This window comes from Halodesulfurarchaeum sp. HSR-GB (assembly GCF_031432215.1).
GTDB lineage: Archaea > Halobacteriota > Halobacteria > Halobacteriales > Halobacteriaceae > Halodesulfurarchaeum.
The window spans coordinates 1931562-1952836 of record NZ_JAVKGN010000001.1 but is presented as its reverse complement, the minus strand read 5'-3'; the positions used below and the strand labels follow the sequence as shown (position 1 = coordinate 1952836).

23 protein-coding genes and 1 tRNA gene are annotated in these 21275 nt (G+C 65.8%); 7 read left to right on the top strand and 17 right to left on the bottom strand.

The genetic code is table 11. The features are described 5' to 3' along the window. Positions 1-8: 8 nt before the first annotated feature. The 14 genes from RH831_RS10380 to RH831_RS10315 are packed head-to-tail and all read right to left on the bottom strand — an operon-like array spanning position 9 to position 13505. A complete protein-coding gene (locus RH831_RS10380; protein WP_310554097.1) occupies positions 9-785 on the bottom strand; it encodes an ABC transporter ATP-binding protein in 777 nt (258 codons plus the stop codon). Continuing rightward, positions 782-1831 carry an iron ABC transporter permease gene (locus RH831_RS10375; RefSeq protein WP_310554096.1) on the bottom strand — a complete coding sequence of 350 codons (1050 nt, stop codon included), beginning with the start codon at positions 1829-1831 and terminating at the stop codon, positions 782-784. The genes RH831_RS10380 and RH831_RS10375 overlap by 4 nt, the downstream gene beginning before the upstream one ends. Next, entirely contained in the window at positions 1828-2955 is a 1128-nt protein-coding gene (locus tag RH831_RS10370) for an ABC transporter substrate-binding protein (RefSeq protein ID WP_310554095.1), read from the bottom strand. Before RH831_RS10370 ends, RH831_RS10375 begins: the two co-directional genes overlap by 4 nt. Beyond that, on the bottom strand, positions 2942-5308 hold the full coding sequence (gene hypF / locus RH831_RS10365; RefSeq protein ID WP_310554094.1) for a carbamoyltransferase HypF: 2367 nt from the start codon (positions 5306-5308) through the stop codon (positions 2942-2944). Before hypF ends, RH831_RS10370 begins: the two co-directional genes overlap by 14 nt. Before the next feature lie 3 nt (positions 5309-5311). Further along, a complete protein-coding gene (gene hypB, locus RH831_RS10360; RefSeq protein ID WP_310554093.1) occupies positions 5312-6097 on the bottom strand; it encodes a hydrogenase nickel incorporation protein HypB in 786 nt (261 codons plus the stop codon). Between the two features lie 32 nt (positions 6098-6129). Beyond that, complete coding sequence (locus RH831_RS10355) at positions 6130-6552, bottom strand: hydrogenase maturation nickel metallochaperone HypA (RefSeq protein ID WP_310554092.1); 423 nt, start codon at positions 6550-6552, stop codon at positions 6130-6132. Continuing rightward, positions 6552-7607, bottom strand: coding sequence for a hydrogenase expression/formation protein HypE (gene hypE, locus RH831_RS10350; RefSeq protein ID WP_310554091.1), 1056 nt, complete (start codon positions 7605-7607; stop codon positions 6552-6554). Before hypE ends, RH831_RS10355 begins: the two co-directional genes overlap by 1 nt. A 1-nt stretch (position 7608) precedes the next feature. Then, positions 7609-8715 (bottom strand): hydrogenase formation protein HypD, encoded by a 1107-nt coding sequence (gene hypD / locus RH831_RS10345; protein ID WP_310554090.1) that lies wholly within the window; start codon positions 8713-8715, stop codon positions 7609-7611. Beyond that, positions 8708-9094: a HypC/HybG/HupF family hydrogenase formation chaperone gene (locus tag RH831_RS10340; RefSeq protein WP_310554089.1), complete on the bottom strand. Its 387-nt coding sequence runs from the start codon at positions 9092-9094 to the stop codon at positions 8708-8710. Before RH831_RS10340 ends, hypD begins: the two co-directional genes overlap by 8 nt. Beyond that, complete coding sequence (locus tag RH831_RS10335; RefSeq protein WP_310554088.1) at positions 9094-9297, bottom strand: hypothetical protein; 204 nt, start codon at positions 9295-9297, stop codon at positions 9094-9096. The genes RH831_RS10340 and RH831_RS10335 overlap by 1 nt, the downstream gene beginning before the upstream one ends. Further along, positions 9294-9857 carry a hydrogenase maturation protease gene (locus tag RH831_RS10330; RefSeq protein WP_310554087.1) on the bottom strand — a complete coding sequence of 188 codons (564 nt, stop codon included), beginning with the start codon at positions 9855-9857 and terminating at the stop codon, positions 9294-9296. The genes RH831_RS10335 and RH831_RS10330 overlap by 4 nt, the downstream gene beginning before the upstream one ends. Before the next feature lies 1 nt (position 9858). Then, complete coding sequence (locus RH831_RS10325) at positions 9859-10854, bottom strand: cytochrome b/b6 domain-containing protein (protein WP_310554086.1); 996 nt, start codon at positions 10852-10854, stop codon at positions 9859-9861. After that, on the bottom strand, positions 10844-12391 hold the full coding sequence (locus RH831_RS10320) for a nickel-dependent hydrogenase large subunit (RefSeq protein WP_310554085.1): 1548 nt from the start codon (positions 12389-12391) through the stop codon (positions 10844-10846). Before RH831_RS10320 ends, RH831_RS10325 begins: the two co-directional genes overlap by 11 nt. A 4-nt stretch (positions 12392-12395) precedes the next feature. After that, entirely contained in the window at positions 12396-13505 is a 1110-nt protein-coding gene (locus RH831_RS10315) for a hydrogenase small subunit (RefSeq protein ID WP_070364591.1), read from the bottom strand. 342 nt (positions 13506-13847) lie between these two features. On the opposite strand from RH831_RS10315, the gene RH831_RS10310 reads away from it, so the two are divergent. Further along, on the top strand, positions 13848-14114 hold the full coding sequence (locus RH831_RS10310; protein WP_310554084.1) for a hypothetical protein: 267 nt from the start codon (positions 13848-13850) through the stop codon (positions 14112-14114). On the opposite strand, the gene RH831_RS10305 is transcribed toward RH831_RS10310, so the two are convergent. Further along, positions 14115-14840 carry a type 1 glutamine amidotransferase gene (locus RH831_RS10305; protein ID WP_310554083.1) on the bottom strand — a complete coding sequence of 242 codons (726 nt, stop codon included), beginning with the start codon at positions 14838-14840 and terminating at the stop codon, positions 14115-14117. A gap of 68 nt (positions 14841-14908) precedes the next feature. Here RH831_RS10305 and RH831_RS10300 point away from each other — a divergent pair, with 68 nt between their 5' ends. Next, the gene (locus RH831_RS10300; RefSeq protein ID WP_310554082.1) at positions 14909-15355 is read left to right on the top strand and encodes a UPF0179 family protein; all 447 of its coding nucleotides are present in this window, start codon (positions 14909-14911) and stop codon (positions 15353-15355) included. Here the strand turns inward: RH831_RS10300 and RH831_RS10295 are convergent. Continuing rightward, positions 15352-16140: a succinylglutamate desuccinylase/aspartoacylase family protein gene (locus tag RH831_RS10295; protein WP_310554081.1), complete on the bottom strand. Its 789-nt coding sequence runs from the start codon at positions 16138-16140 to the stop codon at positions 15352-15354. The genes RH831_RS10300 and RH831_RS10295 overlap by 4 nt on opposite strands. Positions 16141-16195: 55 nt before the next feature. Continuing rightward, positions 16196-16684, bottom strand: coding sequence for a DUF309 domain-containing protein (locus RH831_RS10290; RefSeq protein WP_310554080.1), 489 nt, complete (start codon positions 16682-16684; stop codon positions 16196-16198). A gap of 138 nt (positions 16685-16822) precedes the next feature. Between RH831_RS10290 and RH831_RS10285 the strand changes: the two genes are divergently transcribed. From RH831_RS10285 to RH831_RS10265, 5 genes are all read left to right on the top strand, one after another. Beyond that, a tRNA-Leu gene (locus RH831_RS10285) sits at positions 16823-16906 on the top strand. A gap of 349 nt (positions 16907-17255) precedes the next feature. Further along, positions 17256-18296, top strand: coding sequence for an N-acetyl-gamma-glutamyl-phosphate reductase (gene argC / locus RH831_RS10280; protein ID WP_310554079.1), 1041 nt, complete (start codon positions 17256-17258; stop codon positions 18294-18296). Next, complete coding sequence (locus tag RH831_RS10275; RefSeq protein WP_310554078.1) at positions 18293-19117, top strand: acetylglutamate/acetylaminoadipate kinase; 825 nt, start codon at positions 18293-18295, stop codon at positions 19115-19117. Before argC ends, RH831_RS10275 begins: the two co-directional genes overlap by 4 nt. Next, the gene (locus RH831_RS10270; RefSeq protein ID WP_310554077.1) at positions 19114-20247 is read left to right on the top strand and encodes an aspartate aminotransferase family protein; all 1134 of its coding nucleotides are present in this window, start codon (positions 19114-19116) and stop codon (positions 20245-20247) included. The genes RH831_RS10275 and RH831_RS10270 overlap by 4 nt, the downstream gene beginning before the upstream one ends. Beyond that, positions 20244-21260 carry a [LysW]-lysine hydrolase gene (locus RH831_RS10265; protein WP_310554076.1) on the top strand — a complete coding sequence of 339 codons (1017 nt, stop codon included), beginning with the start codon at positions 20244-20246 and terminating at the stop codon, positions 21258-21260. The genes RH831_RS10270 and RH831_RS10265 overlap by 4 nt, the downstream gene beginning before the upstream one ends. The last annotated feature ends 15 nt before the right edge of the window (positions 21261-21275 follow it).

Sequence of the window (21275 nt, the reverse complement as noted above, 5' to 3'; positions counted from 1 at the left end):
ACCGCCTGTTATGAGACTCGGCGCGAACCCTGCGCGTCGACGTGGAGCCGGCCGTCGTGTCGGTCGACCGTCGCCGAGACGCCATACACCGATTCGATGGCCTCGGCGGTGAGCACGGATTCGGGAGTCCCGCTGTCGAAGACCTGGCCGTCGGCGAGGATGGTCACCGTATCGGCGAACCGGGCAGCCAGCTCGATATCGTGCATGGCGAGGAGCGTGCCAACGCTCCGGTCGCGGGTCTGATTCTCGATGATCTCCAGGACGTCGAGGCGGTGGCGCAGATCCAGGCTGGCAGTCGGTTCGTCGAGGACCATCATCGCCGGTTCCTGAACGAGCAGGCGGGCGATCGCGACCTTCCGGCGCTGGCCCTGGCTGAGCGTGTCCGTGGGGCGGGTCGCGTAGTCGGCCAGTCCGAGCTGGGACAGCACCGCGCCGACCCGATCTCGGTCCTCACGGCTGGGTCGCCAACTGGTGTGGGGGGTCCGACCAAGCAAAACCGCCTGGAAGACGGAGGTGGCGAAGGTCGGGGATTCCGACTGTGGCACGTACGCGATTTTCCCGGCTCGCTCCGGGCTCGAAAGCTCCTTGATTGGTGTGCCCTCGATCAGCACCTGGCCGTGATCCGGTTCGAGCAGCCCCGTCGCGGCTCGCAAGAGCGTCGTTTTTCCGACGCCGTTCGGCCCGAGCAACGCGTGGATCGAATCCGGCCCTACCGAAAGTGAGACGCCATCCAGTACTGGCGACCCGTCGTACGCCACCGCGAGATCCTCGATTTCGAGTGTCACCAGTGTTCCCTCCCTGCGATGACCAGGTAGACGAAAAGCGGCGCTCCCAGAAACGCCGTCAGGACTCCAACCGGCAGAGACAGTGGATCGAAGGCGGCCCTGGCAACCGTATCCGCGCCCACCAGCAGGATCGCCCCGACGAGTCCACTGGCCGGCAGCAAAACCCGCTCGTCCGTCCCGACCACCTTTCGGGCGATGTGTGGTGCGACCAGGCCGATGAAGCCGATGATGCCGACAAAGGAGATGACCACGGCGGTCCCGAAGGCGCCCACGAGCATCCCCACGGTTCGAAGGCGAGGAACGTCGACGCCCAGACTGGCGGCGGTTTCGTCACCCGCGTCGAGGACCGTATACCGCCAGCCACGGAGCGAGAAGTAGCCCGCGCTTGTGAGCACGCCGACGGCCATGATGCCCACCGTCGGCCAGGTGAGCCGGCCCAGGTCGCCGAAGGTCCAGTACACGATGGCTGCGACTTCGGTGTCCGAGGCGAGGTACTGGATCACCGTGAGCCCCGCGTTGAACACCGCGCCGAGGGCGACCCCCGTCAGGATGAGCGTCTCCGGGGAGGCGTTTTTGAACCGGATCAGGAGGAGGATCACGCTCGTCGAGGCCAGGGCCAGCGCGAAGGCCGTCGCAGTCGTCAGGTACGGCCCGAAGATCGACCCGGCTGCCGATTCGACCCCGCGCACGGCGATCGAGAGGGCCGCCCCGAACGCCGCCGCCTGAGAAATGCCCAGGGTGTACGGCGCGCCGAGCGGGTTCCGAAGGACCGACTGCATGGCCGTCCCGACGTAGGCGAGTCCGGCACCCGCGATCGCCCCGCCCAGGACCCGGGGCAGTCTGATCTGCCATACGACTCGCTGGGCGAAGGGTGATCCCGAGCCCGAAAGCGATCCGATGACAGCGCTGGCCGAGAGGTCGATCGACCCCGAGAGCATCGCGTGAACCGAGACGGCCAACAGCACGACGACCCCGCCCAGGAGCACGAGTTTCCGCCGGGACTGCTGGGTCGTGTACGCCTCGATCGCTTCGGTGGCATTGCTCATGATTGGGTGTCTGGGCCGGCTTGGGTCAGGTCGATTCGCTCGTAGGCCGACAGTTGCTGTCGGATGTCTGGGAACGGATTCTCACCCAGGAGCGATTCGTACACCGACGCGGCGATCGAGTCGAGATCGACCGCATCGAACCTGTCGGGGGAGAGGACTGCACCGACGTAGTAGGCGTTCACGAGCATCGTCCCGACGTTCTCGTGGTAGTGAGAGACCGGCGGGACGGCGAAGGTATGGCCACTCGTGAGTGCCGACAGCGATCGAAGCGCGGGGTGCCGGGAGAGATCGTCCCGAATCAATCCGGTGTTCTGCGCACTCACGAAGATCGCGTCGGGGTCCCATTGGAGGAGCCGTTCCGGATCGATGTCGACCGACCCGCGGTCGGTGCTCACGGACTCGGCGACGTTTTTCGCCCCGGTGAACTGAAAAGGGGGATAGGGAACCCGGGTGGTCGTCAGCCCCTGTGCGCCCTTGTAGCTCACACCGCCCGCATAGGCGGTCGTGGACGGGCGTTCTGGAGCCTGCTCGCGGATCGCCGCGACGTGGTCGGATACCGTCTCGACGATCGATTCGGCCCGCATTGGCTCGTGTAGCACCTCGCCGACGAGCCGCCAGGTGTCGTAGAGTCTCTCTCGTCCGGCGGAATCCAGTGGGATCGGGAGATCCAGGACCACCGTCGGGACGCCGGTCTGTGCCTGAATTCGGTCGGCAGCCCCGGTCCCCCCGATCGCGGAGAGAAAGACGACATCCGGCTCGACTGCCAGGATCGACTCGGCATCACCGGCAGCGTCCGGTCCGGATGGGCCGATGATCGGCAGACCCTGCAGTTCGGGGTTGGCGACGTTATACGGAAGGGTTCGAAAGTCCGTCTGCTCCCCGCGCTCGACGCCGACGACCCGGTCGATCGCCTCGAAATAGGCCATCTGCCTGAGTGCACCTGGGCCAATGGCGATCACGCGCTCGACGCGCTCGGGAAGCGGAACCGATCGCCCTGCGCCGTCGAGTACCTCCCGGCTGGTTTCGATCGCCAGCGCCGAGGGTCCAGGAAGCGACCCCGTACAGCCGGCGAGGCCGACCGCCCCCAGCGTTCCCAGTCTACCGAGTAGCTCACGCCGGTTCATCGGTCACCTCCTGCTTGGTCGCTTGTAACTTCGCCGTCGCGACGATCCCCTGGCCGTAAGAGAGTCCCGCGTCTCCTGGTGGAACGCTCCGGTGGGCGAGAAACTGAAACCCGGCGGCTTCGACGGTCTGCCGTACCCGTCGGGTGATGGCCTCGTTGTATGCCACCCCGCCGGAGAAGCCGATCACGTCTCGATCGTGTGTTTCAGCCGCTGCGACCGCGATCCGGGCCAATCCCCGGGCGAGGGCGTCCTGTGCCGTCGCGGCCACGGCTGCCGGCGGTTCCGAACCGGCCAGTGCCAGCAGTTGCTGAGCGAGTTCCTGGACGTCGAGGGTTGTGTACCCCGAGTCCTGTCGGAGCGGAAGCGTGAGTTCCTGCGGTGTGGCCCCTGCGGCGACGGCTTCGAGTTCGATCGCCGGCTGTCCCTCGTACTGGCGCTGCGGACAGACTCCCAGCAGGGCGCTGATCGCGTCGAGGAACCGGCCGGCACTCGTAGTGATCGGGGCGTTGACGCCAGCTGCGAGACTCTCTCTGACACCTGGGACACTAGCCTCATCGAGAGGTGTCTGGGCCGCCAGGAGTGCATCGATTCGCTCGGGATCGTCGAGCAAACTCGCGAGGATCCGCGTGGGGTACTCGATCGCGGCTTCCCCACCTGGGAGTCGGAACTGGCTCAGGCCGCCGACCCGCGTGAAGTCCGCCCGGGTGGTGTCGAGCACTTCGCCACCCCAGATCGTGTCGTCTGGGCCGTAGCCGGTCCCGTCCGCGACGATCACGATCCCCTGTTCGCGATCGTGTTCGGCCAGCAGCGAGGCCGCATGTGCGTGATGATGTTGAACGGGGATCGGCTGGGCCTCCCCGTCGGCGTTTTCGACAGCAGGCCTGGACGCTGCATACTCCCTGGCGAACTGGCTGCTCAGGAAGCTCGGATGCATGTCACAGGCCACGAAGGCCGGTTCGACCCCCAGGAGGCTGGTGAGGTGCTCGACGGTCTCGTCCAGAAACGCTTCACTCGCGGGGCCCGAGAGGTCACCGAGATGCTGTGAGGGGATCACCTCGTCGTCTCTGAGTACGGCCACGGTGCCGTCGAACTCGGCCCCGACCGCGAGCCCTGGCGGCCCGCGCTCCTGGCGTGAAAGCGGCTGTGGAACCCAGCCGCGGGATCGGCGGAGGAAGGTTCGTGAGCCGTCGACTTCTCGAACGACGCTGTCGTCACACCGGGCGACGATCTCCCGGTCGTGGACCAGGGCGGCGTCGATCACCGACGAAAGCTCCGCGAAGATCGAATCGACGGTGACACACATGGGCTCGCCGGGTCGGTTGGCACTCGTCATCACCAGCGGGCCGTCCACGGACTCCCCATCGAACAGGAGGTGATGGAGCCCGGCGTAAGGGAGCATCACTCCGACCGTGTGTAGCCCAGGGGCGACGGCATCGAGTACCCCATCGTCCGACCGATCGAGGACCACGATCGGCCGGCGCACGTCTTCGAGGAGCGACGCTTCCGTCTCGGAGACCGCCGCCAATTCCCGGGCCTGGTCGATCGATCGCGCCATGATTGCAAACGGCTTCGCTGGCCGTCCAGTCAGCGTTCGCAGCCGGTCGACCACGTCTTGCTCCGTCGCCGAGCAGGCGAGATGGGTGCCACCGATCCCCTTGATCGCCACGATGTCCCCATCCGCGAGTCGTTCTCGCGTGGCACGGATCGCCGTCGCTCCGGTCTGTTCGATTCGGCGGCCATCGGCCGTCGGGATGGCGAGTTTGAGCGTGGGGCCACACGTGGGACAGGCGATCGTCTGGGCGTGGTATCGTCGGTCCGTCGGGCGCTCGTACTCGGTCGCACAGTCCTCGCACATCGGAAAGGCGTCCATCGCAGTCCGTGGCCGATCGTAGGGGAGCTCCCGAATGACGGTGTATCGCGGGCCACAGTCGACACAGGACGTGGCCCAGTAGCCGTGGTAGCGTGACTCGGGATCTCGGATGTCCGAGAGACACTGCTCACAGATTCCCGTATCGGGCGGGATCGTTCCCGTTCCACCCTCGCTCTCCACGGAGTCAAGGATCCGGAACTGATCGGGCTGTTCAAGGGGTGGGGCAGCGGGGGCTGGCTGCCTGTCGACCGAAACTGACTCGACGCGGGCCAGGGGTGGTGGCGAGTCATGAAGGTCGGTGAGGAATGCCTCGACGGCCTCGGCAGCCCCATCGAGGACGATTTCGACCCCCGCGTCCCCCGTGTTTCGGACCGTCCCGGCCAGGTCGTGGGCTCCGGCGCGACGGACCACGAACGGCCGAAAACCGACCCCCTGGACGACGCCGGTGACCTGAATTTGGGCCCGAGTTCGAGTGTCGGTCATCGACTACTGGTGGGTGTGTCCGGTGTGACTCTCCCGTCTGGCATCCAGGAACGCCGCGAGGGCATCGACCCCCGTTCCGGCTCTGGCGTTCGTCTCGAACACTGGAATTTCGGGGGCTACCTCGTGGATGTCGCCCCGGACCCGGTCGAGGTCCGTCCCGACGGCCTCGGCCAGGTCGATCTTGTTCACGATCGCGGCGTCCGCCGCCTGTACGAGGAGTGGGTGCTTGCCGACGACGTCCCCACCCTCGGTCGTACTCACGACCAGCACCCGGAGGCTCGTCCCGAGCGGGAAATCCGCCGGACAGACCATGTTCCCCACGTTCTCCACGTAGAGCGTGTCCAGGGCATCGAGATCGAACGCCGAGAGTGCCGAATCGACCCCGTCCGGGTCGAGGTGGCACTCCTTGCCGGTGTTGATGTTCTCGACGGGGATGCCGTACTCCCGGAGCCGGGTTGCGTCGTCCTCGCCCGCCACGTCGCCCACGACGGCCCCAACACGTTCGTCTGCCGGGGCCCGTTCGAGCAACTCTTCGATGAGTTTGGTCTTCCCGCCGCCCGTGCTGCCGACGAACTCGACGGCAAAGACCTCGTGATCGTGAACGAGCCGTTCGTGAACCTCGCCCGCTCGCTCCCTGATGGCCGCCAGCACGTCAGCTTCCGCATCGGAGCCACCCGTCGCTTCGAACTCTCCGTGCCCGAACCGGTGGGCTCGGAGCGGGCCCAGCAGGCGCTCTCGCAGGTCCGGGAGTCCAAAGCGGACTCCGTGGTCGTGGTGCAGTCCGGCCATTCGGTCGACCAGGGTTGGATTGTGCTGAAACATTAACTTGGGGACCCGCGAACTTCGTCCGCCCGGCGGGCCGGCGGTTTGTCGTCGTGTGATACGTCAGGGATCTCGATGCTCGCGAGCCGACACTCCCGTCCCTGTACGAGGTCGGCGCGCTGCCCGCAGTCCGGACACCGGATGTCCGGGGCGAACCCGCCCGGGAGGTCGAGACTTTCAGGGGCTCCCTCCCAGCCACAGTCACACTCGGCCCGTGGCTGGATGGTTTCGGTGCGGATTTTCGCCTCGGCCGCGGGCGTCGAGTCGGCGATCGCTTCCAGGCAGAAGACCATCTGCTCGGGGTTGACGTGGGTGGCGCGCCCGATCTCGATCGTCAGGGCGTCGATCCGGTCGGCTCCGTGTTCGCTCGCCGCGTCGAGTGCCCGCGACAGAATGCCTTTGGCGATGCTGATCTCGTGCATCAGCAGATCCGGGGGAGTGGTTCCCCCTCGGGTTCGCTGAGATACCGCCGGCCGAAGCCGGTATCCACGACGACCCGGCCAGCATGGTCATCGGTCACCTGCCCGACGATTGCCGCCTCCTCGCCGCCCGGTACTGTGTGGATCGCCGCCAGCACGTCCTCGGCGTCCTCGGGGTTCACTCCCATGACGACTTTCCCCTCGTTGGCGACCGAGAGTGGGTCGATCCCGAGGACCTCCCCGGCCGAGGCGATCGGTCCGGAGACGGGAATCGACTCGTCCATGAGGTCGATTCCTACGTCGGCTTTCCCGGCCATCTCGTTCAGCGCGTTCGCCAGGCCGCCGCGGGTCGGGTCCTTCATCGCCGTGATTCGACCGGCGTCGAGGGCCACATTTACGAGGTCGTTGACTGGAGCGACGTCACTCTCCAACTCGCCCGTGAAGTCGAATCCCTCTCTGGCGGACAGCAGCGCGATCCCGTGATCGCCCATCGACCCACTCACGATGATCGCATCACCGGGATCGAGGCCTGCGTCGGTCACTGGCTGCTCGCGGTCGACGTACGCGACCCCAGCGGTGTTGATGAGGATGCCGTCGACCTCGCCGTTGCCCATGACCTTCGTGTCCCCCGTCGAGATCGGCACGCCGGCACTCCTGGCTGTCTCGGCCATCGACTCGATCACACGCTTGACGTCCGCGGTGGGGACGCCCTCTTCGAGGACGAGCGAGCAGGTGAGTGCGGTGGGGCTGGTTGCGCCCATCACGGCCAGGTCGTTGACCGTTCCGGCCACTGCGAGGCGGCCGATATCGCCACCCGGGAAAAATCTGGGCGAGACCACGTGGCTGTCCGTCGTGATCACGAGGGCTCCGTCCCCAGCCGGGTGCACGGCGCCGTCGTCGAGCTCTGGAAGCCCGACGAGTGTGTCGCTTTCCGCGTTCCCATTCCCCGCGAACTGGGGTACGACGAGTTCATCGAGGAGCGAGCGCATCGCTCCGCCCCCGGCCCCGTGTGCGAGTGTGACGAACTCCTGGTTCGATTCGGTGGTGTCTCGTGTCATGTTAGAGGTTCGGGTGGCCGCCGTACTCGTCCCAGATCTTGCACGTGCCCTCGCTGCTGACCATGCACGCCCCGACCGGGTTCGACGGGGTGCACTCCTCGCCGAACAGGTCACACTCGTCGGGATCGGCCTTCCCGGCCATGATGTCCCCACAGATGCACTGCTCGGTCAGCGGGTCGGGTCCACCGTCGAGCGGTTCGACGTCGAAGCGGCGTCTGGCGTCGTACTCGGCGTAGGCGTCCCGAAGCACGAGATTCGCGCCCGGGATTTCGGCGATCCCGCGCCACTCCCCGGATGTTTTCTCGAAGACGTCCCACATCGTTTCCAGGGCCTGCTCGTTCCCCGCCTTCGAGACACAGCGGGGGTAGGCGTTCTCCAGGCCGGCTTTGCCGTCTCTGACGTACTCCAGGAGCCGCTCGATCGCCAGCAGCACGTCGATGGGTTCGAACCCGCCGACCACGATCGGCAACTCGTAGGTCTCGACGAACGGTTCGAAGAGCCCGTAGCCGGTGATCGTCGCGGCGTGGCCCGCGGCGAGAAAGCCGTCGATGTCCACGTCGGGCATCTCGGCGACGACCTCCATCGCCGGCGGGACGTACTTGTGGGCCGAGAGCACCGAGAAATTCGAGGGTGGGTCGGCGTCGAGGATCGCCGCCGTCGGGGCGGCCGTCGTCTCGAACCCGGTCGCGAAGAAGACGACTTCCGCCTCGGGATTTGCCGCCGCCAGTTCGACCGCCTCGCTGGCCGAGTAGACGACTTCCACCGACGCACCGTCCGCACGGGCGTCCGCGAGGCTCTTCTTGGTTCCTGGCACCCGGAACATGTCCCCGTAGGTCGCGACGGTCGCTCCCTGTTCGGCGATAGCGACGGCCTCGTCGACCTCCGGCATGTTCGTCACACAGACGGGACAGCCCGGTCCCATTCGCACGGAGAGCCCATCCGGAAGCAGACTCCGGAGGCCGAATTTGGCGATGGCCTGCTCGTGTGAACCACAGACGTGCATCAGGGAGACCGGCTCGTCGATGTCGGCCATCAGGGTCTCCAGCCGGTCGGCCAACTGTTCTGCCTGCTCCGGGTCCCGGAACTGGAGGGGTTCGGTCTCAGACATCGTCCTCGGAATCCGCTTCGGGATCGGTTCGAGCGTCGCCAGGCCCGCGGGGAACCCGGTCGGTCGAGGCGACCGGTTTTTCCCCGGTCCTCGCTGCTGGCCGGTCGCCGAACTCGAGTGTGGCGTCAGTCGCGCCGATCTCTTCGAGGGCGTCGGCTTCGTCGCCGCTCAAAAACGACTCGTAGAGCGCCATCGTCTCTGCCACCTCGTCGTCGGGGATCTTTCTGATCGCGAAGCCGGCGTGGTTCAGCACGTAGTCCCCGACGGATACTTCCTCGCCCACGATGTCCAGCCGAACGCTCTTCTCGACGTTCCAGAACTCCGCCTGGGCGACCTGCCCGTCGATCTCCAGGATCTCGCCTGGGATACCGAGACACATCAGTTTTCACCTCCCTCGTCGGCGACGGGCTGGGTCCCGTCGAGTTCGCCGTCCACCTCGACGTGCAGGTTCCAGGGGTCGTTCCCGAGCAGCCGATCCGGGCGGATGGCCCCTCTCACGTGATGGCCCTGCCGTTCGTGTTCGGCGATCGCTTCTGAGTCGATACGGGTCGAACAGTCGGTGCAGTACCAGCTACTTGTCATGCTTTGTCTGCCTGGGGTGGATGGTTCGGGCGGTCGGGCAGTTCCTCGCGGACGCGAGCCACCAGTCTCGGCAGGGCCTGCTCGATCGGCTCGCTCAATGACATCGACATCTCGACGCGCTCCGGTTCGACGCCGAGGATGAGCACCTCCCCGGGGAGATCATACGCCTCCCGGCCCGCCTGGAGTGCCTCGGCGAAGGAGAAATCGTGCATCGTCATCTCGGGGATCTCCCCGGCGAAGGCTCCGTCCACGTACTGGTACTGGTGGACGGTCCCGGGCGAGGCTCCGGTCGCGATCGCATCGAGAACGATCGCCCGGTCGCAGCCGCTCATGGCTTCGAGTGCGAAAAAGGCGGTCGTCGCGGCGTTGGCGAGCGTGAGGTCGGGTCTGTCGCCTTCCGGGCCGGCTTCGAGCCGTTCGAGGACCCGCGCACCGACCCCGTCGTCCCCCATGATCGGGTTGCCGACTGCGATGACGGCCACCGAGGTGGCTTCCCCATCCCCCTGTGCGATCGCCGTTCGGTCGCTTCGGTCCGGTTCGAGGTCTCCTGCCCCTGGCATGTCAGGATCGCTCCTCCGTGGTGTCGGTCTCGGCAGTCGACTTCTCGGTCGGGGTTTCCGTTTCGGGCCCGGCAAGCGAGTCCTGAATGTCCGGTTCCGTTCCGAACAACCGCGCGAGACCGGACAGCGGTCCGAGGAGTGTGTCCTTCGAACGGGCAGCCCCCTGTCGCTCTGGTCGGTTCTCGGCTGTCACACGCCAGCCGTCGAGCCGTCCGTGAATCATCGAGAACAGGAGATCGTGGTTGCTCGGCATCAACGGGAAGTAGGCGTGCATGGCTACCGACGCGACGATGATCGCCGTCGAGACCAGGTGAATCCGGAGGATCGTCTCGAAGGCGAACCAGCTCTCCATGAAGCCCAGCGCCGCGATCCACCAGGCCGGATCGCTGGCGAGGGCCGCCCAGAGTGCAAAGCCGGTAAGCGTGAGGATGCCGACGAACAGCCAGGTCGCATACCAGAAGGCCGTCTGAGTCGGATGGTGTCCGATCCACTCCTCGTTCTCGGCGTCGTAGGACCGCCGGGCCTTCTTGTAACCCGGGATGTAACTCGCGAGGCCGAGAAAGGCGAGTGCGATCACGATCTGCTCCTGGAGTTGCTTGCGGGTGAGCAGGACCGACTTTCCGTCGACGTAAATCGAGTAGAAGGGGTACAGGAGGAACGCCACGACTGCGAGCAGGACCCCGGACCAGACATGAACCAGGAAGGCCGGGTTGTACCCGCCCCAGATCCCGATGTCGAGTGGGCCATAGACGCCGAGCCACTTCGAGAGGCCCGTAAGTGTGACGAGGGTCATCAGCACGACAAGCGACCAGTGAGTGACGATCGTTCCCCAGCTATGCCAGTTGAGGGACTCCTTGTCGGCCTCGTCCAGGTATCGGTATCGCTCGTAGCGGTCGGCGACCGTGAGCCACAGCCGCCCGAGCCACCGCTCACTGGCTGGCGATCGGTGGGCCCGGTCTCTCGTGGTCCCGCCGTCCGTCCGCTTCTCAGATGTCACAGCCCCCACCTCCGATCGACGGCGTGACTGGTTCGACTTCGGTTTTGGAGGCGTTCTCCGGGCTCTGGACATGGACCGAACAGGCCAGACAGGGGTCCATCGAGCGGATCGTCCGCAGGACGGTCAGTGGGTTCTCGACGTCCGAGACCACGTCGCCGACAACTCCCTCTTCCAGCGGACTCGGCTGGCCCGAGCCGTCTCGCGGGCCGAGATTCCAGATCGTCGGGGTAATGATCTGGTAGCGCTCGATTTCGCCGTTCTCGATGTCCATGTAGTGAGAGAGCGCCCCGCGTGAGGCCTCCATCAGTCCGACGCCCTTCCCGGTGAAATCATCGGACCAGTCATCAGCCATGAACGGCTCGCTTGGGTCGATGGCGTCGAGCCAGCCCATAACCTGGTCTCTGACGACCAGGGCTTCCTGGGCCCGGGCGATCAGGCGGTTGAGGGTGTTGCTCTCGGCTGCGCCCCCGCCGAGGGTCCCTCGCAAGTCGAAGGGGTCCAGCCCCGTGATGACCATGCGAGCGAGCGGGCCGACCTCCATGGACTGCCCATCGAATCGAGGCGCTTTCCCCCACGAGTAAGCCTGGTCCTTCTCGGGGGCCGGTTCGGGCGGCTTGGCTTCGGTGGGCGCACCGCCGGAGTCGTCGGTGTACCAGGAATACTCGGTGTCTTCGGTGATGCCGTCGATGATCTCCTGTTTCGTCAGTTCCTCGGCGGATCCGTTCCGGTACACACCCCGCTTGAGGAAGAGTTCGCCGGACTCGGGGTCCTCGAACATGCCGTTGCTGTAGAACCGATCCGGGCCCTGACCGATGTCCGCCGCGCCGGCCTCCGCGGCCGCGAGGATGATCGAAACGATGTCGTGGAGGCCTTCTCCCAGCGCGGGATCGAACTCCCCGTTCTGTACGTTCTCGATCACTTGAGGGACGTTTTCGGTCGCCCCGAGCCAGTTCGAGACCTCCTGAACCCGGGATTTCACGGCCTGGATCGTCGAGACGTCGGGCCGGGTCGCTAACCCGCCGGGAACGTAGGCGACCGGGTGGGGGGCCCGACCGCCGAACTCCGCGAGGGCCTTCATGACCTTCCGCTGGTTCGCCATCGCGGCCATGTACCCGTCGCCTTCGAGGGGGTCGAGTCGGTCGAAGCCGGTCCCCGCGACGGCGTCGCTGTAATCGGGCCCCACCAGGGCGAAGAGGTGGACGGCGTGGTTCCAGAGGTAGAAGATGCCCTCGACGGTGTCCCGGAGGCGAACGGCGTTTGCCGGTGGGCCGCCGAAGTCCACGTTATCGGCGTTCATCGCGGCGTCCTCGGCCGCCTTCGAGGAGCAAAAGCGGTGACAGAGGAAACAGACCCCACAGACCATGCCGGTGATCTGGGGGGCATCCGAGGGCGGTCGACCCAGCGTGACGATCTCCGCCCCACGGAACATCTCCATCTTGCTTTTGGCCTCGGTTACGGTCCCGTCAGCGTCGACCTGCAGGGTGATGCCGTGATGGCCTTCGATGCGTGTCGTCGGGTCGATGTCGATCTCTGGCATGGTATTACTCCGTGTCCTCCTCGGCCGCTTTGGTCTCCGCGTCGGCTTTCTCGGCCGATTCGAACTTCCCGTAGCCCATCGCTCGACGGCCGAGGTGGGCACCAATTCCAGCGGCGGCCGCGGCGACGCCGACCGCCCCGGCCTGCGTGGCGCTGACGTTGCCCAGGACGGGGCTCCCTTCCATCTCCTGCTGGAACGGGGAGAACCGATCCCAGAACCCGGGCTCCATGCAGCCGATACAGGGGGCACTGACGTTTAGACAGACGCTCGTGCCGTCGTTCCAGAGTCTCGTCTGGTCGTCGCAGTGGGTGTACGGGCCTTTACAGCCCTGTTTCAACAGGCAGCCCTCGCCGCCCGGTTTGTCCGCGAACTCTCCTCGGTCGAAGTAGCCCCGGTGCATGCAGTTGTCGTGCACCAGCGGCTCGTAGAACGGGAGCGGCCGGTTGTACTCGTCGAGTTCGGGGACGTGTCCGTTCAGGACCGTCGCGAGGGTCAACAATACGTAATCGGGGTTCGGCGGACAGCCACCCAGGTTGACGACGGGGAGGCCGGCCCCGCCGGTAAAGTCCGCGCCGAGTACACCCCCCTTCTTTCGTTTCTCGAACTGGAGTCCCTTCGCGCCCGTGACGTTCTCCCCGAGGTCGTAGAGTCGTTTCTTGTTCTCGGCAGCCGGCCACCCCCCGAAGGCTGCACAGTTGCCAACGCTCACGATGATATCCGACTGTGGGGCGAGGTCGGTCACCCAGTCTTCGGCCGTCCGCCCACCGATCGTCGCCGCCTCGGGGATGTCGGTCGGAATCGACCCCTCGACGATGAGGATGTCCGGTGACATGCTCATCGACTCGATGGCAGCCTCCCCCGCCTCGGGCATGATCGTCGGGTGGAAGGTTACTTCGAGTCTGAACTCGTTCAGCGCCTCCTCGAGGGTCGGATACTGGGCCTGCAGCGTCGAGATCGTACAGCCAGTACACGACTGGCCCTGGAACCAGACGACCTCCATGTCTCCCTCCGCGACCTGCTCGAAGGCGCGGGCGATCTCCGTCCCGTACTGTGAGATGACTCCCCCGGCCGCCGTTGAGCCGACGAGCCGGAGGAAGTTGCGACGGGTTGTCATTGTTACTCGGCCACAGTTACCACAACACGTTGAATTTCATTAACAACAGACCGTGGTTCTCAGCTGTTGCGAAGGCCTACATGTCCGATGTCGCTACATGTGTTCTGAAATCCGATCAAATCCCATGAAAGCATCTCTAGCTGTATTATGAACGTTTTCTTCCGTTGGTATTTTGTGGTCGTATTGTATGAAATCCCCAACACATACCCGATTCTCGACGCCAAAATGTTCCAGCGACGGCCGATCCCGCCAGTTCAGGGGTGGCCCGCCATTTGGAACAGTAATCACAATACCGATAACAACCTTTAGTTACGTGACGCCCCAACAGCGAAACGAGACACAATGGCCGAAGCAAACAACGGCGCACTTCAGACGCTGATCGACGTCGCCGAGGGCGAGCGAACGCTCACCGTCGCGGAGTTCGAGGAGATCATCGCGGACCTCGAAACCCAGACCAAATACACGATCGAGGACTACAACATGTTCTGCACCTCCGAGGACATTGTCGTGGTCTGTGATACGGAAACCGAGGAGTTCGTCCAGATAGAGATCCCGATGAGCGAAGGCTCGGACGGCGATCAGGAAGTAATCGTCACACGGGATACCTAATCAGGCAGCGTCGGCGACGATCGCCTCGAAGTTCTCGAAGACCCGCGCTGCCGGACGCGCTTTTTCGAACGTTTCCGGCGTGATCTCGGCGAGGACGGACTCGATCCGTTCTGCCGGGAGGTCTTTCCCCCTGGTTACCCTCCTCGCCGTCTCCATGTCGTACTCCGGATGGAACTGTACGCCGTAGGTCCGTCCAAGGCGGTAGGCCTGGATCCCCACGTCGTTTTCGGCCAGGCGCGTCGCGCCCTCGGGAAGTTCGTAGACGCGATCCGAGTGGGTTTCGAAGGCGACGAAGGTCTCGGGAACCCCGTCCAGCAATCGGCTCTCCGTAGTCCGGGTGATGGGCCGATAGCCCAGTTCGTAGTCGTCCATGGCGACGATCCGGCCACCAAGCGCCTGGGCGAGGAACTGGTGGCCCCAGCAGATGCCGAACAGGGGAACGCCCGCGGCGTGGGCCTCCCGTGCCCACTCCGTCAGGCGATGGATCCACGGCCGGTCCTCGTAGACCGAACACTGAGAGCCAGTGACGATCACCGCATCGAATGCCGCCTCCGGGCCTGTCACCGTTGGTGGCTCGGCCCCCTCGCTGACCTTGAACCCCGTCAGCGTGGCTTCGGTCACCCGCTCGAAGTTCCGCTGGGCCGGGGTCTCCCCGATCGACGCGTCGATGAGGGCGATATCCAGCACGGGGGACAGTAGTTCGTCGTCCCGTATAGCATTGTGCATTCGTCACACGGACGGCCGGTTTCGGTCCCAGCGAGATGTTTAACCATTCGGGTCGCGAAACCCGGCGTATGTCCCTTACCCTCCTCGGGACCCACATCGCCGAGACGGGTGCGGAGTTCGTCTATCGCGGCGAGGCAGCCGGCTGTGAGGGATGTCCCTACCGCAAACAGTGTCTCAACCTCGATTCCGGAACCCGATACGCCGTCACGGACGTCCGCGAGGGCGGGGAGGTACTCGACTGTGCCGTCCACGAGGAGGGGGTCGTCGCGGTCGACGTCGAGACGACCGCGGTCGAGGCGAACGTCCCTTCGAAGGCGGCCTACGCGGGAAGCCGAGTCTCGCTCGCCGGGACGTGCCCCCACACCGAATGCCCGAGTCACCCGCTCTGTGAGCCACTCGGTGCGGATATGGACACGGAGTACCGGATCGTCGAGATCCTCGGCGACCCGCCTCACGACGTGTGTCACCTGAACCGCTCGCTCACCCGCGTGAAACTCGCCCCGGCCAATCGCTAGGCCGGCGACAGCGAGCCCTGTTTTCGGCCGCGATACCCGAAGATGTCGCGATACCCGTACGCCGAGAGGAGGACCGGCCAGAACTCCTCGTCAGCTTGCAGTCGTCGCTGGTCGGCCCGGGCGAACGTCTCTCCCTGATCGACCCGGGCGAAGTTGTTCACGAACACCTCGTAGTCCTCAGCGGGGGGCTTCTGGATGGCCGTGCCCATCTCGAACAGCGGCCGTTCGGTCGCGGACAGCTCTCCGGGTAACGCGCCGGTCGCGATGAGAAACTCCTCGGCGAGCTGTTTGGCGTTTGCTGTCGCCGTCTCGCTGCCCTGGTAGCCCGCTTCGACTTCGATTACGGTCGAACTCGTATCGAAGATCCGTCCGTCTTCGAGGGGACCGGCGTCGACGACGGCCTCGACCGAGAGCCGGGAGACGATCGGCTCGACGCCGTCCGAGAGCCCCGAGACGATGGCGAAGGGATCGTGGGTCGATTGGGTGGAGTGGATCGAGAGGACGGTCTTGCCCTGGATCTCCCGCCGGAGGCGGTCGGCCAGGCCCGCCTCGTAGGCGGTCTTCGTGGAGACGTAATCGAACGAGCGGTTCAGATCGGCGTCGACATACCGGACCCCGGCATCGATGGCCCGTTCGTTCGCGACGATCAGTCGGACGGGACGGGCAACCGTTGGCTGTGCGTCCAACAGCCATTCGACCGCCCGCACCCCACAGGGTTCGTCCCCGTGGATGCCGCCGACGATCACGAGTTCGGGTTCGCCCGTCCCCAGCTGGGCGATTCGCATTATCCCCTCTTCGGTGACCCAGGCGCAAAAAGGCGTGCCTTCCGGGTCCCCCCGGTCAGGGAAGTGACGCGGCGTAACCCAGGTCCTCCTCGCCGGCGGTCGGGTGGGTTCCGTCGAGCGCGATTCGAAGCTCCGTGACGCGTGCCGGTGCCCGTCTGATGGCTTGAACGTCCTCGCGGAGTTGTGCGACGTCAACCCCGTAGAAGTTCGCCGGGACGCCCTGGAGATACCCCATCGCCGAGCCGAGAAGCTTGCGAAGGCCGGCCTCGTTGTCGAGTCCGTCGTACTTGTAGGCCCCCGCGGCGACCTGTGTCATCCCCTGCAGGAAGGACTTCTCCAGCGTGCCGTTTCCGTAGTTGAACCACTCGTCTTCGAAACAATCGTGGGCCTCGTGGTAGGCCCCGGCGTTGACGAGTCGAACCCCGTGTATTGTGGCCTGCCGCAGCGTGTCGTGCTGCCACCGTCCCTTCTCGGGTACCCATCCTGGCGGATTCGAGCCGGCCGGAGGCGGTCGAACTGACCGATCACGGGTGTGCTCGTCCATGGTGATATGAAGGGCCCATATAGAGGTGTGCCCTCGGAACGCCGCGGATATCGCCGGTTTTTCCTCGCAATTCCCGAGTGCCTGCCCCGCGTGCCTTCGCAACCCTAATGCAGGTCGATATCCAACCACCGGTCGCGTGCGAGGGTAGCCAAGCTCGGAAACGGCGGCGGACTCAAGATCCGCTCCTGTAGAGGTCCAAGGGTTCAAATCCCTTCCCTCGCACTGCAAAGTGCAGAAGACCCGGAGCGGTCTTCCCTCGCATAGCGAGGTCGAACGCAGTGAGACCTCGACGGCGAACGGGGAGGTACGACCCGTGAGCCACCCACTTTTTCCGAGAGGCTGCTTCGCAGCCTCTCGCAAAAACTTGGGGAAAAAGACCGCGAGCGGCTGTGGCTATCCACTCTCCCAGATCGGCTCCAGTCCTGCTTCGATCAGCGACAGCAGCGGCATGTGAACCGGTTCCAACATATATTTGCGCGTCACGACACCACTAAGACGGCACCACCTCTGTGTTGGCACATATGAGGACTGACATTCCACGGATCGCAACAGCGACGGTCGGAGGGACAGTATGAACACGTACACGGCCGCCGTCGTGGGCGGCAGCGGTTTCGCGGGCGGGGAACTGCTTCGGCTCCTCGACGGACACCCGAACTTCGCCCTGGTCGCGGCGACCAGCCGGCAGTTCACCAACCGGACCGTCGGCTCGGTCCACCCGAATCTCCGGCACCTCGATCTGCGGTTCTCCGAGCCGGGGGCCCTGGAGCCGGTCGACGTGCTGTTCACGGCGACCCCGCATGGCGTCTCGATGGAACGCATCGAGGAGTTCCAGACCGTCGCGGACACCGTCGTCGATCTCAGTGCCGACTTCCGCCTCTCGGATCCGGCCGATTACGACACCTGGTACGACGGCCACGTCGCCCCGGAACTGCTCGCCGACTCGGTCTATGCACTCCCCGAACTGGGGCGCGAGCGGCTCGAAGGGGCCTCCCTGATCGCCAGTGGGGGCTGTAACGCCACAGCCACGATACTCGGGCTCCTGCCCTTCGTGGAGCACGATCTGCTCGCACCTGAGGACCGGGTCGTCGCCGACCTGAAGGTCGGCTCCTCGGAGGGCGGGGCCGGTGGCGGGCCGGCCTCCTCGCATCCGGAGCGCTCGGGAGTCGTCCGTCCCTACGCACCCACTGGGCATCGCCACGAGGCCGAAATCGAGGAGCACCTCGGCCGGGGCGTCTCGTTCACGATTCACGCCGTCGACATGGTTCGTGGCGCGGCGGCGACGAGCCACCTCTACCCCGAGGAACTGCCAGAGAAGGCAGCCATCTGGCAGGCGGTTCGGGACACGTACGACGACGAGCCGTTCGTCCGGGTCGTCACCGGTGGCGGCGGTGTCTACCGCTACCCCGAGCCCAAGGCGGTCGCGGGGACGAACATGGCCGAGTTCGGGTTCGAGATCGACGAACGCAACGGGCGTATCGTCACCTTCAGCGCCATCGACAACGTGATGAAGGGAGCGGCGGGCCAGGCGGTTCACGCCGCGAACGTGGCACTGGGGTTCGAGGAGACTGCCGGCCTGGGATTCACGGGGCTGCACCCCGTTGGGTCGCCATGACCGTCGTCGTCAAGATCGGCGGGGCACGGGCCGTCGATCCCGAAGGGGCCCTGTCGGATATCGGGAGTCTCATCGAGGCGGGCGAACCGGTCGTCGTGGTGCACGGAGGCTCGACGGCCGTGGACGAGACCCTCGAACGCCTGGATATCGAGCCGGACTACGTCGAAACCCCCAGTGGGGTCGTCGGCCGGTTCACCGACGCCGAGACCATGGACGTGTTCAAGATGGTCTTCGGAAAACTCAACGTGGATCTGGTCACTCAGTTACAGACCATGGGCGTCAACGCAGTCGGCCTCTCCGGGCCAGACGGGCAGGTCCTCTCCGGGACTCGAAAATCCGCCGTGCGGGTCCTCGAAGACGGCAAGCGCAAGATCCGTCGCGGGGATCACTCCGGGACTATCGAGTCGGTCAACGACGACCTGCTCGAACTCCTCATCGAGGCGGGTTACACGCCGGTCGTCACGGTTCCGATGTACGCTGCTGAAGGGACCGCTGTCAACAGCGATGCTGACCGGGCGGCGGCCGCGGTCGCGGGCGCACTCGGGGCCACGCTGGTCGAGTTGACCGACGTCTCGGGCGTGTATCGGGACCCGGACGATTCGGCGACCCGGATCGAGACAGTCGAGTCGCCGGCCGAATTCGACGACCTGGAGGCTGCAGCCGAGGGATTCATGGGCCGGAAGGTGATGGCAGCCGAGGAGGCGCTGCAGTCCGGGGCCACGGCAGTGATTATCGCCGATGCGAACGCCGAGAAACCGATCCACCGTGCGCTGGACGGTGACGGAACGACTATTCGGCCCAGCGCCCTGGGGGAACCATGAGCGAGTTCGTCTTCTCGCCCAAACCGATCCGGATCGAGTCCGGCGACGGCACCACCCTCACTGCCGACTCGGGCACCGAGTACCTCGACATGGGCGCGAGTTACGCCTGTACGCCGCTGGGACACGCCCACCCGGCAGTCGTCGAGGCCGTAAGCGACCAGGCGGCGACCCTGACCTACGTCCAGGGCTCCTACCCCGTCGATGTGCGGGAGGACCTCTACGAGTTGGTGACCGAGGTCACCCCGGAACCGCTCGATCACGCCTGGCTGAGCAACTCTGGGACCGAGGCCAACGAGGCCGCGATCAAGTTCGCCCGCCACGCCACCGGCCGGTCGAAGGTCCTCGCGATGAAAAACGCCTTCCACGGCCGGACTCTCGGCTCGCTCGCGGCGACCTGGAAACCCAAGTACCGCGACGGATTCGAGCCCCTGGCCGGCGGGTTTGACTTCGTGACCTACGAGGACGAGTCCGAACTCCGGGCGGCCGTCGACGAGGAGACCGCCGCGGTGATAATCGAGCCGATCCAGGGGGAGGGCGGCATCAACCCCGCGGACCCCGGGTTCCTCGAAGCCGCCCGCGAAGCGACCGAGGAGGCCGGTGCCGCCCTGATCTTCGACGAGATCCAGACCGGCGTCGGCCGAACCGGCCAGATGTGGGCGGCCGAAAAAGCAGGGGTCACCCCCGACATTCTCACCGCGGCGAAGGGGATCGCGAACGGCCTTCCCATGGGCATGACTGCCGTCAGGGAGTGGATCGCCGAGGACGCCGGCAACCACGGCTCGACGTTCAGCGGCGGTCCGACGATCGCGGCAGCCGGGACGGCCACGCTGGAGACGGTGCGGGACGAGGAACTGCCAGCCCACGCTGGGGAACTCGGCGACCGGTTCCAGACGGCCCTCCGTGAGGAACTCGGCGACGCCGTCCGGGAGGTTCGCGGCGAGGGGCTCATGGTCGGCGTCGAGGTGAAGCGCGGCGCGAACCGCGTGGTTCGGGACCTGGCGCTTGACCACCAGATCCTCGCGCTCCCCGCCGGTCGGACCGTCGTTCGCTTCCTGCCGCCGCTTGTGGTCTCTGCGGCGGAGATCGATCGGACCGTCGAAGCGATGGGCGACGTGATCGACGCCCAATGAGCGACGTCACCACAAAGGAGGCCCGGGCGCTGCTCCGGAACCTGGTCGAGACGCCTTCTGTTTCGGGGAGCGAGGATGCGGTCGCAAAGCGCCTGCGATCCTTCTTCGAGGCTCAAGGTCGCGAGGCGTGGATCGACGACGTGGGCAACCTCCGGGCCCCAGCCGACGACACGGTGCTTTTGACCTCGCATATGGACACCGTGCCGGGCGAGATCCCGGTCCGAGTCGAGGAGGATGTCCTCTGGGGCCGGGGCAGCGTCGACGCGAAAGGACCACTCGCGGCGATGGCGGTCGCAGCCGCGAACGCCGGTGTGAGCTTCGTCGGGGTGGTGCGCGAGGAGACTGACTCCGCCGGGGCCAGATACCTCATCGAGGATCGTGATCCGCCAGCGGCTGTCGTCAACGGCGAGCCCTCGGGGTGGGATGCGATCACCCTGGGCTACCGGGGCCTGCTCTCGGGCACCTATACGGTCGAAACCGAGGTCGGGCACACCTCGCGGCCGGAGCCGAACGCCATCCAGCAGGCGGTGGCGTGGTGGAGTCAGGTCGAGGCGGCATTCGGTGACGGGGACTCGGTCTTCGACCGCGTGACTCCCAAGCCCGTCGCCTTCGAGGGCGGGACGAGCGCAGACGGCTTTGCCTTTGAGGCCCAGGTCGAGGCGCAGTTCCGCATCCCACCGGGCGAAACCATCGAGGGCGTGAAATCGACCGTCGAGGCGGTCGGTCCGGGATCGGTCGCGTGGCACGACGAAATCCCGCCGGTGATGGAGAGCCCGCGCAATCCCGTTGCGGGAGCGCTCCGCCGGGGTATTCGGGAGTGTTCAGGTGAGCCCACCCATCTGCGGAAGACCGGAACTAGTGACATGAACGTCTACGCTGGAGCGTGGGACGTGCCGATGGCGACCTACGGGCCGGGTGACTCCGATCTGGATCATACGCCCGACGAACACCTCGATCTCGGGGCCTTTGACCGGGCCGTGCGGGTCCTCACCGTGGCTGCCGGATCGTTGTGAGACCAAAACGCTGAT